The 15,130-nt window shown below is 70.4% G+C and carries 12 protein-coding genes; 6 read left to right on the top strand and 6 right to left on the bottom strand.

Going from position 1 to position 15,130, the window contains the following annotated elements:
- Position 1 precedes the first annotated feature (1 nt).
- The 3 genes from D7X99_RS05170 (at position 2) to tsaE (ending at position 2,674) form a co-directional block, all read left to right on the top strand.
- On the top strand, positions 2–376 hold the full coding sequence (locus tag D7X99_RS05170; protein ID WP_121776747.1) for a holo-ACP synthase: 375 nt from the start codon (positions 2–4) through the stop codon (positions 374–376).
- Positions 377–390: 14 nt separating this feature from the next.
- Positions 391–1,923, top strand: a complete 1,533-nt coding sequence (locus D7X99_RS05165) for an NAD(P)H-hydrate dehydratase (protein WP_121776746.1) — start codon at positions 391–393, stop codon at positions 1,921–1,923.
- A gap of 265 nt (positions 1,924–2,188) precedes the next feature.
- Positions 2,189–2,674, top strand: coding sequence for a tRNA (adenosine(37)-N6)-threonylcarbamoyltransferase complex ATPase subunit type 1 TsaE (gene tsaE / locus D7X99_RS05160; RefSeq protein ID WP_121776745.1), 486 nt, complete (start codon positions 2,189–2,191; stop codon positions 2,672–2,674).
- A gap of 1 nt (position 2,675) precedes the next feature.
- On the opposite strand, the gene D7X99_RS05155 is transcribed toward tsaE, so the two are convergent.
- The 6 genes from D7X99_RS05155 to D7X99_RS05130 all read right to left on the bottom strand — a co-directional run bounded on the left by D7X99_RS05155 (position 2,676) and on the right by D7X99_RS05130 (position 8,387).
- The gene (locus tag D7X99_RS05155; RefSeq protein ID WP_121760463.1) at positions 2,676–3,545 is read right to left on the bottom strand and encodes a class II glutamine amidotransferase; all 870 of its coding nucleotides are present in this window, start codon (positions 3,543–3,545) and stop codon (positions 2,676–2,678) included.
- A gap of 87 nt (positions 3,546–3,632) precedes the next feature.
- Entirely contained in the window at positions 3,633–4,898 is a 1,266-nt protein-coding gene (gene hutI, locus D7X99_RS05150) for an imidazolonepropionase (RefSeq protein WP_121776744.1), read from the bottom strand.
- Between the two features lie 2 nt (positions 4,899–4,900).
- Positions 4,901–5,620, bottom strand: a complete 720-nt coding sequence (locus D7X99_RS05145) for a hypothetical protein (protein ID WP_121776743.1) — start codon at positions 5,618–5,620, stop codon at positions 4,901–4,903.
- A gap of 10 nt (positions 5,621–5,630) precedes the next feature.
- Positions 5,631–7,286: a urocanate hydratase gene (hutU, locus tag D7X99_RS05140; protein WP_120595766.1), complete on the bottom strand. Its 1,656-nt coding sequence runs from the start codon at positions 7,284–7,286 to the stop codon at positions 5,631–5,633.
- A 129-nt stretch (positions 7,287–7,415) separates the two neighbouring features.
- Positions 7,416–7,847, bottom strand: coding sequence for a hypothetical protein (locus tag D7X99_RS05135; protein ID WP_121776742.1), 432 nt, complete (start codon positions 7,845–7,847; stop codon positions 7,416–7,418).
- A 117-nt stretch (positions 7,848–7,964) separates the two neighbouring features.
- The gene (locus tag D7X99_RS05130; protein ID WP_121776741.1) at positions 7,965–8,387 is read right to left on the bottom strand and encodes a hypothetical protein; all 423 of its coding nucleotides are present in this window, start codon (positions 8,385–8,387) and stop codon (positions 7,965–7,967) included.
- A 190-nt stretch (positions 8,388–8,577) separates the two neighbouring features.
- Here D7X99_RS05130 and D7X99_RS05125 point away from each other — a divergent pair, with 190 nt between their 5' ends.
- From D7X99_RS05125 to D7X99_RS05115, 3 genes are all read left to right on the top strand, one after another.
- Complete coding sequence (locus D7X99_RS05125; protein ID WP_121776740.1) at positions 8,578–10,929, top strand: FdhF/YdeP family oxidoreductase; 2,352 nt, start codon at positions 8,578–8,580, stop codon at positions 10,927–10,929.
- Positions 10,930–10,934: 5 nt separating this feature from the next.
- Positions 10,935–13,151 (top strand): hypothetical protein, encoded by a 2,217-nt coding sequence (locus D7X99_RS05120; RefSeq protein ID WP_121776739.1) that lies wholly within the window; start codon positions 10,935–10,937, stop codon positions 13,149–13,151.
- 188 nt (positions 13,152–13,339) lie between these two features.
- Positions 13,340–15,094 (top strand): hypothetical protein, encoded by a 1,755-nt coding sequence (locus tag D7X99_RS05115; protein ID WP_147476029.1) that lies wholly within the window; start codon positions 13,340–13,342, stop codon positions 15,092–15,094.
- Positions 15,095–15,130: the final 36 nt, after the last annotated feature.

Below are 15,130 nucleotides of genomic sequence, written 5' to 3'. Positions count from 1 at the left end.
CATGCCCATCGTCGGACTGGGGATGGACCTCTGCTCCATCGAGCGCATCCAGCGCATCCTCGACGGTCCGCGCGCGGAGGCGTTCCTCGCGCGCGTGTACACCGACGGTGAGCGCGCGTACTGCGCGCCCCGGCACGACGCGGCCAGCGCGTACGCGGCGAGGTTCGCGGCGAAGGAGGCGCTGGTGAAGGCGATGGGCGTGCCTCCGGGCGTGAAGTGGCGGGACATGGAGGTGGTGCGCGAGGGCGGTCCGCCGCGCTTCGTGCTCTCCGGCGTGGCCCGTGAAGTGATGGAAGCGCGGGGGTGGGACGCGATGCTCGCGCTCACCCATGATGCCGGCGTGGCCGCGGCCACGGTGGTGCTCCAGACGAAGTAGGGAGGTTGGAAGCCATGCAGCGCGTGCTCACCGCGAACCAGATGCGAGAGGCCGAGAAGGCCGCCCAGGATCAGCACGGGATGCCGTCCGGGCTGTTGATGGAGAACGCGGGCCGGGCGCTCGCGGAGGCCGCCCGGAGCATCGCGGGCGCGGGCGGGCGCTTCACGGTGCTCTGCGGCCCCGGCAACAACGGCGGGGATGGCCTGGTCGCCGCGCGCTTCCTGCTGGAGGGAGGCGCCCGGGTGGTGGTGTCGCTGGTGGGGGACACCGGCAAGCTCACTTCGGAGGCGAAGCGCAACCTCCAGGCGTTGGAGGGCTTCGGTGAGTCGCCGCGCGCCTTCGAGGCGCTGCCGGAGGCGGGCCCGGGCGACGTGGTGGTGGACGCCCTCTTTGGCACCGGCCTGAAGCGCGCGCCGGAGGGCGTCTTCGCGGACGCCATCGGCACGGTCGCGCGGTGGCGGCGCGCGGGGGCGAAGGTGGTGGCCGCGGACGTGCCCTCTGGCCTGCAGAGCGACACGGCGGAGCCCTTCTCTCCGTGCGTGGAGGCGGACGTCACGGTGGCCTTCGGCTTCGTGAAGCCCGCGCATGAGCTGGAGCCCGGCGCGTCGCTGTGCGGCGACGTGCGGCGCGTGGACATCGGCCTGGGTGGTGAGTCCACTCGCGCGGTGTCCGGCGCGGAGCTGTTCCGCGTGGAGGAGAAGGACGCGCGCGAGGCGCTGCCCAAGCGGCGCGCGGATTCGCACAAGGGCACCTACGGCCACGTGCTGGTGGTGGCGGGCAGCCCGGGCAAGACAGGCGCCGCGGCGATGGTGGCCCTGGCTGCGCTGCGCAGCGGGGCGGGGCTCGTCACGGTGGCTACGCGTCCGGAGGCGCTGCCGTGGGTGATGGCGCACTCGCCGGAGATCATGGGCATCCCGCTGCCCGGGGAGGGCCCGCTGGGGAAGGGCGACCTGGAGGCCCTCAAGTCCGCGCTGGAGGGCAAGGACGCGCTGGTGATGGGGCCGGGCATCCCTCGAGGGCCGGAGACGGGCGCGCTGATTGGTGACCTGCTGGCGTCCGTGGAGGTGCCCGCGGTGCTGGACGCGGACGCGCTCAATGCCGTCGCCGAGGACCTCAAGGTGCTGCGGGAGGCGAAGGGGCCCGTGGTGCTCACGCCGCATCCCGGGGAGATGGCGCGGCTGTGGGGCCGGACGACGAAGGACGTGCAGGCGCACCGCGTGGGCGTGGCGCTCAACCTGGCCACGTCGCTCAACTGCACGGTGGTGCTCAAGGGCTCGCGCACGCTCATCGCGGAGGCGGGCGGGCGCGTGTTCATCAACCCCACGGGCAATGCGGGCATGGCCACTGGCGGCACGGGCGACGTGCTGTCGGGCGTGTGCGGCGCGTTGCTCGCGCAGGGGATTCCGCTGCCCAAGGCCGCGTGGACGGCGGTGTACGCGCACGGGCTCGCGGGCGACCTGATGGCCCAGCAGCGCGGGTTGCTGGGCCTCATCGCCACGGACCTGCTGGTGGGCCTGGGCCACGTCTGGACGCGGTGGGAGCGATGAGCGGCGCGGACGCGGTACTTCGCGCCTTCGCGCCTTGCGGCGCTCGGTCCTGCCTCCGCGCGGAGGGCTCGATGCGAGGCGCGGGCGCAACACTTCATGCCTCGGCGCCTGGCAGACGTGCACGTGGGCCTCGGCCTGAACGCGGCGCGGCGGACGCGATGCTCGGCGCGGAGGGTGCGATGCGCACGTGGTTGCCGCGCCTCATGTCTCCTCGCCGGGCGGATGTGAGCGTGGGCCGCGGCCTTGTCGCGGCGCGGAGGACGCGATGAGCGGAGAGTTGCAGCCCACGCGCTCGCGGCGGCTGGTGTCTCCGTCACCGGAGGAGACGCACCGGCTGGGCGTGAAGCTGGGACTGCTTCTCCACCCCGGGGACTTCGTGGGGCTGATTGGCGACCTGGGCGCGGGCAAGACGCACCTGGTGCGCGGCGTGGCGGAAGGGGCGGGTGTGGCGCAGTCGGAAGTGGCCAGCCCCACCTTCGCCATCGTCTACCCGTACGCGGGCCGCATCCCGCTGTACCACGCGGACCTGTACCGCCTGACGGACTACGACGAGCTGTACGCCACCGGGTTCCTGGACCTGGTGGGCGGTGACCACGCGATGCTGGTGGAGTGGTTGGACCGCATCCCCCAGGCCGCGCCGCGCGACTTCCTGCGCGTCACGCTCCGCCATGAGGGAGAAGACGCGCGGAGCCTCGACGTGGAGGCCTTCGGCGCGCGTCCTGCCGCGTTGCTCGAGGCGTGGCTGGGCTGAATCAGACCAGGGCGTGCTGCTCTGGCGGCCGCGGGTTCAGCACCCCGTCCGCCAGCGTCTGCACCTTCCAGCGGTGGAACGTGAGCCGCGAGTCCACGCCCACCACGTCCTCTTCATCCACCGGCACCCAGTGCGGCCCGCCGCACAGCGACTCGCTGGAGACGAGGAACTGCTGGAGCGGCACCCCCGTGTTCGGCGTGCGCAGGGCTTCCGGGCAGCCGCTGATACCGGAGGAAATGAAGAGGGTGCGGTTGCGGCGCGTGGCCACCATCGCCTCGCCGTCCGTGACGAGGAAGTTCATCGCGGAGCGTTCCTTCGGCTCGCGGCTTCCCGGCACGTCCGTCAGCGTGGACACCAGCGTCATCGTCTCCGCGAGCGCCTGCGCCATCGCCTCCACGCTCACCGTGCCGTCGAGCGGCCCGCGCGCCGACAGCCGCGACAGGAACAGGTAGAAGCAGCGCTCGCTGTCCGTGGTGCCCTTGATGTTGACGCGCAGCTCCGGGTGGATGAGCCCTTCCACGGTGGCCTTGTGCTTCGCGAACTCGCGCAGCGTGCCGTTGTGCACGAAGGACCAGCGGCCGAAGTGGAACGGGTGCGAGTTGCGCAGCTCCACCGCCCCCACGCTCGCCAGCCGGATGTGCGCCACCACGGTGCGCGCCGAGACCTGGCTCGACACACGCTCGAAGTCGGGGTCGCAGTGCGCGGGGCCCACGCCATGTGCGACGAGCGGCGAGGACTCCTGCCCGTACGTGGCGATACCCCAACCGTCCTTGTGCTCACGCGACTGGATGAGGAGGGAATTCCTCTCCGTCACCAGGGCGGTATGGACAGCGGCGGGAACAGCACTCCTGAATCCAAATAATCGGCACATGGTGGCAGCTGATCTCTACAACGGCCGGCCCACGAGGGAAGTTCCACCTGCCCCCTCGGCCGATGCCAGTTGTTCAGCGGCATCCACTCAGGGACAGTGATTCATACGCGCGCGAAACACCACACGTCCGCCCTTCACCACCACGCGCGCGTGACTGATACCCAGATGATAAGGCAGATGCCGGTAACTGCGACAGGCGAACACCACCAGGTCGCCCGCATCACCCACGGCCAGCCGCCCCTGCCGTTGCAACCCCAAGCATTGCGCGGCCCCTCGGGTGGCGGCCCAGTAGGCCTCCGCGGCTGACAGGCCGTTCTCCAGGCAGGCGAGCCCCAGCACCAAGGCCAGGTTCTCCGTCATGGACGAGCCGGGATTCACGTTGGAACCCAAAGCAATGTTGACGCCAGCGTCGCGCAGCTTCCGGCCGGGCGCGTAGGGGCGCATGCGCAGGAAGAGGGTGGAGGTAGGCACGAGTACGGCGGTGACGTTCGCGGCGGCGAGCGCGCGGATGCCTTCGTCCGTCACCTGCTCCAGGTGGTCCGCGCTGGTGGCGCCCACCTCCGCGGCGAGCGCCGAAGCGCCACACGCGGTGAGCTGATCCGCGTGCAGGCGCGGCGTGAGGCCCAGCGCCTTGCCCGCGTTGAGCAGCCGGCGGGACTCCTCCACGGTGAAGGCGCTGTCCTCGGTGAAGACGTCGCAGAAGCGCGCCAGTCCCTCGCGCGCCACGGCGGGCAATATCTCGTTGATGCAGAGGTCCAGGTACTCCGCGCGGCGGTCCTTGTACTCAGGCGGCACCGAGTGCGCGCACAGCAGCGTGGGCACCAGCTCCAGCGGGGACAGCGTGCCCAGGCGGCGCACCGCACGCAGCATCTTCAGCTCATCCGCCAGGTTCAGTCCGTAGCCGCTCTTCACCTCGGCGGTCGTCACGCCCTGCGCGAGCAGCCGCTCCAGGCGGGGCAGGGCGAGCGTGGCCAGCTCCTCCTCGCTCGCGGCGCGCGTGGCGCTCACCGTGTTGGCGATGCCGCCGCCTGCCTTGGCGATTTCCAGGTACGTGGCGCCCTGGTTGCGCAGGTCGAACTCGGCGGAGCGCTCGCCCGCGAACACCAGGTGCGTGTGCGGATCCACGAAGCCCGGACCCACGAAGCCGCCCTCGGCGTCGATGATCTCCGTCGCGTCCGTGAGCGCGCCCCTGGGCAGGCCGGACTCCGGGCCCACGTAGGCCACGCGTCCGTCCTTCACGCCAATGCCCGCTCCCGGGCGCGGGGTGAGGGCTGCTTCCGCGGGCTCGCGGTGGGTGCCCTCCACGGTGAGCACCTCGGAGGTGTTGCGCACCCACAGGTCCAGGGCTTCCATGCTCAGCGTCCTCCGCGTACGCCCGCCACGGGCGCGTTCCAACTGGTGTCACCCGAGTGCGCCCGGCCGAAGCCGCCGGACAGCTCCAGCTTCGTGCGCGACTCGCCGAACTTGAGCTGCGCCGCCACCACCGCACCGTAGAAGTGCGTCGTCACCTGCGAGCCGGGATTCACCAGCGACTGTTGCACGCTGAAGAACGGCACCAGGCCCAGGGACATGCCGGGCTCCGGCTGCACGGTGAACGCACAGGTGGCCTCCACGCCGAACAGGCTGCTGGTGCTGTCCGTGTCACCCAGCCCGAAGTCGGACGCGCCTCGCAGGGAGAGGGCCGGCGCCATGCCCACCTTCTCCGAGCCGATGTAATACGACACGCCGGAGTAGACGCCGTAGCCGGGCGCAGGCAGGCCGACGAACTCGCCTTGCAGGCCCACGTGCCACGACAGCCGGTCGCTCACGGGCACCGTCACCGAGCCGTCGATGTCGATGCCCCATTGCTCATTGTTGAAGGGCTTCGCGTCGCCCTGGAAGGTGCCGTTCTCCCCGCGCTCCGACAGCTGCGGGGCGTTGAGGCGGGGGCCGGCGCGCAGGCCCAGCTGGAAGAAGTTGTCCTTGGGCATGCCCGGGCCCAGGCGCATCACCATGGGCCCGGCGGTGGTGGGCGTGCATCCCGCGAGCACACCCATCACCGCGGTCATCACGAAGGGTCGGACGCGTCGTGGCATCCGACGCACTCTAGGCGGTGAGGCCGGGAATGCGCACGCCCCGCTCCTTCGCCACGTCGATGGCCTCCGGGTAGCCCGCGTCCGCGTGGCGCAGCACGCCCATGCCGGGGTCGGACGTGAGGACGCGCTCGATGCGGCGCGCGGCCTCCGGCGTTCCGTCCGCGACGATGACCTGGCCCGCGTGCAGCGAGTAGCCCATGCCCACGCCACCGCCGTGGTGGAACGACACCCACGAAGCGCCGTTCACCGCGTTCACCAGCGCGTTGAGGATGGGCCAGTCCGCCACCGCGTCCGAGCCGTCCTTCATGGCCTCCGTCTCGCGGTTGGGGGACGCGACGCTGCCGCAGTCCAGATGGTCGCGGCCAATCACGATGGGCGCCTTCACCTCGCCCTTGCGGACCAGCTCGTTGAAGGCGAGGCCCGCCTTGGCGCGCTCGCCGTAGCCCAGCCAGCAGATGCGCGCGGGCAGACCCTGGAACGCCACGCGCTCCTGGGCCATGTCCAGCCACCGGTTGAGCGACGCCTTCTGGGGGAAGAGCTCGCGCACCGCGCGGTCCGTGCGGCGGATGTCCTCCGGGTCTCCGGACAGCGCCACCCAGCGGAAGGGCCCCAGGCCCTCGCAGAACAGCGGGCGGATGTACGCGGGCACGAAGCCGGGGAACTCGAAGGCGTTCTGCATGCCGCCCACCTTCGCCTGGCCGCGCAGGTTGTTGCCGTAGTCGAAGACGTGGCTGCCGGCGGCCTGGAAGTCGTTCATGGCCTGCACGTGCATGATCATCGACTCGCGGGCGCGCTTCACGTAGCCCTCCGGGTCGCGCTTGCGCAGCTCCGCGGCGGCCTCCAGCGACAGGTCCGTGGGGATGTAGCCGTTGAGCGGATCATGCGCGCTCGTCTGGTCCGTGACGAGGTCCGGCTTGATGCCGCGCTTGTACAGCTCCCGGAACACCGACGCCGCGTTGCCGATGATGCCGATGGAGCGGCCCACGCGCTTCTGTTGCGCGTCCTTCGCCAGGGCCAGCGCCTCATCCAGGTCCTTGGCCACGACGTCCAGGTAGCGCGTCTCCACGCGGCGCTGGGCGCGGTGCGGATCGATTTCGACGCCCAGGAACACGGCGTTGTTCATGGTCGCGGCCAGGGGCTGCGCGCCACCCATGCCGCCCAGGCCGCCGGAGAGGATGAGGCGGCCGGCCAGGTCCTCGCTGCCGAAGTGGAAGCGGCCCGCGGCGGCGAAGGTCTCGTAGGTGCCCTGCAGGATGCCCTGCGTGCCGATGTAGATCCACGAGCCGGCCGTCATCTGGCCGTACATCATCAGGCCCTTCTTCTCCAGTTCGTGGAAGTGCTCCCAGTTGGCCCAGTGGCCCACGAGGTTGGAGTTGGCGATGAGCACGCGCGGCGCGTCCGGGTGCGTGCGCAGGATGCCCACGGGCTTGCCGGACTGCACGAGCAGCGTCTCGTCGTCGGTGAGGCTCTGGAGGCTCGCGACGATGCGGTCGAAGGAGGGCCAGTCCCGCGCGGCCTTGCCGGTGCCGCCGTAGACGACCAGGTCCCCGGGCTGCTCGGCCACGTCCGGGTCAAGGTTGTTCATCAGCATCCGGAGCGCGGCCTCCTGCACCCAGCCCTTGCAGGAGAGGGTGGTGCCGCGAGAGGCGCGGATGATGCGGGACATGCGGAAGACTCCTGGAAAGGGGGCGCCAGGAAGGGGCGCTCAGGGCGGGCACCCTAACCGAACCCCCGGGGCCGCGGGGGGCTTGCGTGCAGGGCCAGCGTTGCTCCCGGACACGCTGGACGCCGTGCGTCAGTAGTCCTTGCGCGAGTCGATGTAGGCGCTGAAGTGGAACACGTTGGTGGAGTCCCAGAACTTGAAGTAGTTGCCCACGGGCTGGCTCAGCCAGTAGGCGGTGCCCGAGCAGCCGGTGCAGATGAACGCGCCGTTGCGGCGGATGTTCCAGATGCCGCTGATGTCGTCCACGCTGGTCGCGATGGCCGGCGAGCCCACCAGCTCGAAGTCGTACGTGTTGCCGCCCGCGATCCCGTGGAAGTTCACGAACGCGGTGTTGGTGGACTGGTCCCAGGCGACGACGGCGTTGCCACTCGTCACCGGGTAGCTGCCGGTGTTGTCGACAACGAAGAAGCCGCGGCTGGACCAGATGCTGTGGACCGTCGGCGCGGCCAGGGCGGGGAGGGACAGGAACAGCGCGGCAATGACGGCGGAACGAAAGGCCTTCATGGGGGATGCCTCCTGCTGCGGGGGTTGACGCGGAGCGCCGGGGGGCACTCCGCGTGAACCATCCTGCATGCTACCCGTGAGCCTTGTAATCGTGGCTTTCCCTGGTTCCGCTGGGGCTCAGTAGTCCTGGCGCGCGTCGACGGTGGCGCTGAAGTGGTACCGGTAGGTGCTGTCGTAGAACTTGATGCCCGTGCCCACCGCCGCGTTCAGGCCGTAGGCGCTGCCAGTGCAACCGGTGCAGATGAGCACGCCGTTGCGCTGGATGTTCCACAGGCCGGTGATGTTGGACGCGGTCACGGACGTGACGGACGAGCCCACCAGGTCGAAGTCGTAGGTGTTGCCGTTGGCCGTGCCGTGGAAGCTCGCATAGGCGGCGAACGTGCTCTCGTTCCAGCTGATGGTCAGGTTGGTGCTCGTGGCCGGGTAGGTGGCCCCGTTGTCGCCGATGTACAGGCCGTGGGTGGACCAGATGCTGTGCCCGGCCAGGGTAGGAGCGGACAGGAGCAGCGCGGCGGCGGCGAAGGGACGGATGGCGTTCATGTGAAGGCACTCCAGGACTGCGGGGGGACGCGGGTGCTCCTGAAGGGGCACTCCGCGTGCGCTCCATCCTGCATGAGCCCCGTGAAGCTTGGAAAACAAGTTTGTGACTGATACCGGGAGAGGTGTGTCAGACCCCGGGCCTGCCGGGAAGGCGCGGGCGCGGTAGAGTCGCGCCGCGCAGAGGTGGGACATGGATCAGGGACAGGACGGGAAGGGGAACGCGTTGGCGGTGCCGTCGGCCCAGCCTCCGTTGGAGAACCGGGCTCCGGACGTGGGGCCGGTGAAGACGGTGGCGGGCGGGGTGACGGCGGTGCTGAGCGCGTTCAAGCACGTGCTGGGCGAGGCGGGTCCGTGGCGCGGCGGCAAGCTCATCTGGAAGGTGAACCAGAAGGACGGCTTCGACTGTCCGGGGTGCGCGTGGCCGGATCCCTCCCATCGGTCCGTGCAGGAGTACTGCGAGAACGGCGCGAAGGCGCTGGCGGAAGAGGGCACGCAGGAGCGCGTGACGCCGGAGTTCTTCCGCGAGTGGAGCGTGGCGCGGCTCGCGGAGCAGTCCGACCTGTGGCTGGGCAAGGCGGGCCGGCTCACGCACCCCATGGTGTTGCGCGAGGGCGCGGCGCACTACGAGCCCCTCTCCTGGAATGAAGCCTTCGCGCTGGTGGCGGAGGAACTGAACGCGCTGGGCTCGCCGGACGAGGCGGCCTTCTACACGTCCGGTCGCACGAGCAACGAGGCCGCGTTCCTGTACCAGTTGTTCGTGCGGCAGTTCGGCACCAACAACCTGCCGGACTGCTCGAACATGTGCCACGAGTCCAGTGGCACGGGCCTGTCGGAGACGATTGGCATTGGCAAGGGGTCGGTGACGCTGGAGGACTTCGACCACGCGCAGGCCATCTTCGTCATCGGGCAGAACCCGGGCACCAACCACCCGCGCATGCTGACGGCGTTGCAGGCCGCGGCGCGCCGGGGTTGTGAAATCGTCAGCGTCAACCCTCTGCCGGAGACGGGGCTCAACCGCTTCAAGCACCCGCAGGAGGTGCTGCACCTGTTCGGCCCGGGCACGGCGCTGAACAAGCTGTTCCTCCAGGTGCGCATCAACGGCGACGTGGCGCTCTTGCAGGGGCTGGGCAAGGCGCTGCTGGACCGGGAGGCGAGGGCGCCGGGCACGGTCGTGGACCGGGCCTTCGTCGAGGGCAAGACGACGGGCTTCGACGCGTACGTGGCGCACCTGTCCACGGTGTCCTGGGACGACGTGGTGGAGCAGAGCGGGGTGCCGCGCGAGCAGATTGAAGAGGCGGCGGACATCCTGGCGCGCTCGGAGCGCACCATCTTCTGCTGGGCCATGGGGCTCACGCAGCACAAGAACGCGGTGGGCAACGTCCAGGAGATCGTGAACCTCACGCTCCTTCGCGGCAGCATCGGCAAGCAGGGCGCGGGCGTGTGCCCGGTGCGCGGTCACAGCAACGTGCAGGGCGACCGCACCATGGGCATCTGGGAGCACGCCAGGCCGGAGTTCATGGACGCGCTGTCGAAGGAGTTCGGCTTCGCGCCGCCGCGCCACACCGGCCTGGACACGGTGGGGACGATCCAGGCGCTGCACGACGGGCGCGTGAAGGTGTTCTTCGCCATGGGCGGCAACTTCCTGTCCGCGACTCCGGACACGGAGTTCACCGCGCGGGCGCTCCGGCGTGCGCGGCTCACGGTGCACGTGTCCACGAAGCTCAACCGCGCGCACCTGGTGCACGGTCAGCGCGCGCTCATCCTCCCGTGCCTGGGGCGGACCGAGCACGACGTGCAGGCCTCGGGGCGGCAGTTCGTGACGGTGGAGGACTCGATGGGCATGGTGCACGCGTCACGCGGCGCCGTGGCCCCCGCGTCCGAGCACCTGCTCAGCGAGCCCGTCATCGTGGCCCGGCTGGCGCAAGCAGTGCTGGGGACGCGCTCGAAGGTGTCGTGGACGTCCCTGGTGGAGGACTACGACCGGGTGCGCGAGCTGATCCAGCGCTGCATCCCGGGGTTCGACGACTTCAACCGCCGCGTGCACCAGCCCGGCGGGTTCGCCCTTCCCAACGGGCCTCGCGAGGGACGCTTCACGACGAAGGACGGCAAGGCGCACTTCACGGTGCATCCGATGCCGCGCCACCGGCTGGAGCCCGGGCAGCTCATGATGATGACGCTGCGCTCGCATGATCAGTACAACACCACCGTGTACGGATTGGATGACCGCTACCGGGGCATCCACCAGGGGCGGCGCGTGGTGTTCCTGCACCCGGAGGACGTGAAGGCGCGCGGGCTGACGGCGGGGCAGAAGGTGGACCTCACGAGCCACTTCCAGGGCGAGACACGGGTGGCGCGCGAGTTCCTGGTGGTGCCGTACAACATCCCGCGCCAGTGCGCGGCCACCTACTTCCCGGAAGCGAACGTGCTGGTGCCGGTGGCCAGCTTCGCGGACAAGAGCCGCACGCCCACGTCGAAGTCCGTGATCATCACCGTGGCCCCCAGTCCCGAGCCCTCGGCCCTCAGCACCCAGAGGTCCGGGTGAGCCTCATGCCGTTGGTGGAAGCCTCCCTCTGGCCGGAGCCGCTCCAGGCCCTCCATGCGCGAGTCGCCGCGACGGCGCCGCAAGAGGCCGTGGCGTCGAGCGCGGAGTGGCGCGAGGACTTCGCCCGCTGGGTGCGCGGTGCTTCACTGGAGGAGCGCACGCGCGCCCAGGCCGCCGCATGGGAGCGGCTGTCCCCGGGTGAGCGCACCCCGGCCGAGCTCCTCTTCCTCCTGTCCACCCTCAGTGAGCTGCTCTGGCCCTACGAAGAGCCGCGCCTGGGGCTGTTGAAGCAGGTGCTCGCGAGGCGGGACGCCGCGGTGACGGCGCTTCGCGAGGCGGGCGACACGGAGAGCGCCGAGCGCATCCAGAAGGAGAGCACCGTCACGGTCTCCACGGTGCTCACGCGCTACCTCAAGCGCCACCCGGAAGCGCTGTCGAAGCTGGTGCGCGACGTGTCCTGCACCTACGACGGCCGCGCGCTGCGCTTCCAGGACTCGGTGGAGGTGGACCTCAAGTACGTCATGGGCACGGGCGCGAAGTCCGTGGACCTGCTGGAGCAGCTGCGCTCCCTGCTCCCCGACACCCGCGACGGTGGCCGCGACAAGCTCACCGACTTCATCCGCACGCGCGCCGCGCGCATTCCCTGGCGTGAGGCGAGGGAAGTGCTGGGTGAGCGCCTCTTCGCGCTGGCCACGTCCCAGGACGGCCGCAGCGGCATGCGCGGCTTCCTCGCGTGCTACCCCAACGGGCGCAAGGAGCCGGACTGGTGCTCGCGCGCGGGGCTCCTGCTGGCGCGCACCGTGGAGGTGGGCGGGCCGCCCGCGGTGGTGGAGAACCTCTGCGACCTGCTCACGCTCTTCGACGCGCCTCCGGTGGACGGCCTGCGCGGCGCATTGGGCGCGCTCGTGCAGAGCGACTTCGAGACCGCCGCCGACCTGGGCCACGCTCGCTTCGTGCTCGACCACTGTCAGGGCACGATGCGCAAGGCCGAGCCCGCGCTGGCGCTCACGCTCCTGTGGCTGGAGGAGCGTTTGTTCCGCGCCTCCGTGCGGCGCGGCGTGCCGGAGGCGTTCGAGCGGCGCACCCGCGCTCGCGCCAAGCTGGAGTTGCTGCCTGGCTTCACGCACCTGGTGTGGCTGGCGGAGGAGTGCGCGGAGATGTGGCCGCGCTTCCGCACGCCCGCGCGGCCCGGTCTGGATGGGCTGGTCGCCTGGCGCAAGGAGGTGACCTGGCGCATGGGCAGGAAGCCCGTGCTGCGCAAGGCGGCCATCGAGTTCCTCCTGTGGTGCGCACCCGATGAAGCCTCGTCGGAGGCGGAGCTGGCCACGCTGTCGCTCGTCCGCAACGCCACGGATCGGAGGCTGGTGCGCAAGATGTTGGAGCATCCGTCTCCCCGGGCCCGCTTCCGCGCCCGCTCGCTCCAGTCCTACCTCCAGGCCGGAGCAGGGCAGGACAAGCACGCACCTCCCTCCGAGCCTGCGACGCTGACGGCTTCCCTGCGCCACCTGCACGTGACGCGCGCGGTGCCCGTGGGCGGACGCACCTGGCTGCGCGACCGCGACCTGGAGGACCTGCTCGTGGGCGCGGTGGGACGCGTGGAGTCCGAAGCCGCCCAGTGCCATCTCCAGCGCTTCCGCGAGGAGACGCCGGAGCTGATCGCGGGCCTGCTCGAAGGGCTGCGCTCGGAGCTGGCGCATGTGCAAGCGGCGCTGGGTTCGCTGGTGGCGTCGCCGTTGTCGCTGTCCATGACGGTGCACCTCCACCCCGAGCCGCCGCCGGAAGCCGCGTCCGAAATTGCCTTCATTGTGTCCGTGGAGCGCGAGGGCTTCGTGCGCACGCGCCGGGTCGTCCGCGTGCCGGTGGCGAAGCTGGAGCAGCGTGGAGAGGGGCAGTGGCTGCCCACGTTCCGCCTGGGCCGGGAGCGTCTGGACGCGCTGCTCACGCGCACGGAGGCCGCGTTCTGCCTCTTCCTGGTGCCCGCCTTCGTGCGCCCGGAGCTGTGGGTGATGCCGGCCCGGCTGGCCCGGGCCTCGATGGAAGCGCAGGGCGCCTTGTCCGGCGTGCCGCGCGAGGCCGCGCAGGGGGCCTCCCGGTCCCTGGCGCAGTGGCTGGTGTACGACGTGCTGGGCTTGTGGGTGGGCGACGAGCGCCCCGACGTCATCGACGCCTCCCGCGAGGGAGACGCCGCCGCTGGCTTCGTGGTCGACCTCACCGTGCGCTGACCGCGCCGGAAATGCCCCGGGGAATTGTCCGGGAATATCCAGAAGCCCCGGCGTAATGGCCCATGAGGGGTGCTGGAACATGCCTGGGAGGGGTCCCGGGCAAACAAGTCCGTCCGTCGGCTGACGGGATGGCATGCCTCCACGCGCGCGTCGTCGCCGTGTCTCCAGGGGAACGAGAGGCATTCGTCATGAAGACTTCGTTGCGTGCGGCGTGGGCACTGCTGGGCATGGCCGCAATGGCCGGACTGGGTGCGTGTGGTGAAGGCACTGGAGTGAACGCCGAGCACCGGCTCGTGTCGTCCTCCGACGAGCCCGTCCTCGCGCAGCAGGCGTCGGCGCTGTCGGACACGCTGGAGCAGTACGCGGCCAGGTGCGACGCGGCCATCGGCGCCACGGTGCCGGACTTCAACTGCGAGCTGGGCACGATCGTGCCCACGACGAACCACGTCAACGGCAAGTGTGACCGGCCCAACCGGCTCAACCAGCAGTGCGATCCCGGCAGCCGCTTCCAGGTGCTGAAGGACACGGCGGACGTGTCCATCGTCGCGCACTGCCGCAAGCAGGGGAACGCGGCGAACTACTACGGCGACATCGCCGTCATCCAGACGAACAAGAAGAACGGCGCCACCTGCTTCTACCAGGCGCTGGGCACGCTCTACGGCGCGGACGTGAAGGCGCCCTCCAAGGGCACCGGCGCGTGGAGCTGGAAGACGCCCGCGGACACGGCGTCCATCCGCTGCGTGCGCTGCCATGACAACGGGGCGCTGGTCCGCTCGCCGTACCTCACGCAGGTGACGGGCGTGAACAAGCTGCCGGGCGCGGGCGACTACGGCTTCAACCGCGACCAGCCCTACCGCTTCATCGGCGCCGACTTCGCGACGTGGAAGGCCTACAAGGTGGAGGTCGCCGGCAACGTGTGCCTGGGCTGCCACCGCATGGGCACGAACAACCAGCTGGGCTACGACGACGGCGTGGCGCTGGACCTGGGCATCCGCGCCACCGCGACGTCGGAGGTGGCGAAGAACCCGCACTCGCCCTCGTCGCCCATCTGGATGACGCCGGGATCCACCTACTACAGCGCGGACAACGCCGCCGCAGCCGCAGCCATCCGCGCCTGCGCGCTGCGCCGCAACGAGGTGCCGCTGCCCAACACCGCCGCGTGCCGCATCACCCAGTACACGGACGTGGGCGTGCCCAACCTCCCGGGCACCTTCACTGCGGTGTGGGAGCCGAGCACGCAGTCGGAGATCCAGGCCTACGCCCGCACCTACGCGGACTACCGCGAGAAGTATGATCAGCTCTGGTCGCAGGGCTGGCGCCTGCACACGCTGCAGCCGTACGTGGTGGGGACGCAGGTGCTCTACAACGCCGTCTGGCGCCCGAGCACGGAAGGGGAATTCCAGCTCTACGGCGCCACGTACACCGCCTTCCGGGCGAAGTACGACGAGCTGTGGCCGCAGGGCTGGCGCCTGAAGATCCTCCAGCCGTACGTCGTGAGCGGGCAGACGTATTACACGGCCGTCTGGCGCCCGAGCACGGAAGGGGAGATCCAGGTCTACGGCGCCACGTACGCGTCGTACCGCTCGACGTACGACTCGCTGTGGCCGCAGGGCTGGCGTCTGAAGCTGTTGCAGCCGTACGTGGTGAACGGCCAGACGTACTACACGGCCGTGTGGCGCCCCAGCACCGAGGGCGAGGTGCAGGTGTACGGCGTCACGTACGCGTCCTACCGCGCGACGTATGACTCGCTGTGGCCGCAAGGCTGGCGACTGAAGCTGCTGGAGCCGCACGTGGTGAACGGGCAGACGCTCTACACGGCGGTGTGGCGGCCTGGCACCGCGGGCGAGCTCCAGTTGTATGCCTCCGACTACAGCGGCTACCGCGGCTCCTACGACGAGCTGTGGCCGCAGGGCTGGCGCCTGAAGATCCTCCGCGCCTACTGAGCGCGGTCCACCATCCGTCACCGGTCCGGGGGGACC

This window comes from Corallococcus sp. AB032C (assembly GCF_003668935.1).
GTDB lineage: Bacteria > Myxococcota > Myxococcia > Myxococcales > Myxococcaceae > Corallococcus > Corallococcus exiguus.
Note: the sequence above shows the minus strand (reverse complement) of the source record. Positions and strands in the feature narration are given on the sequence as shown.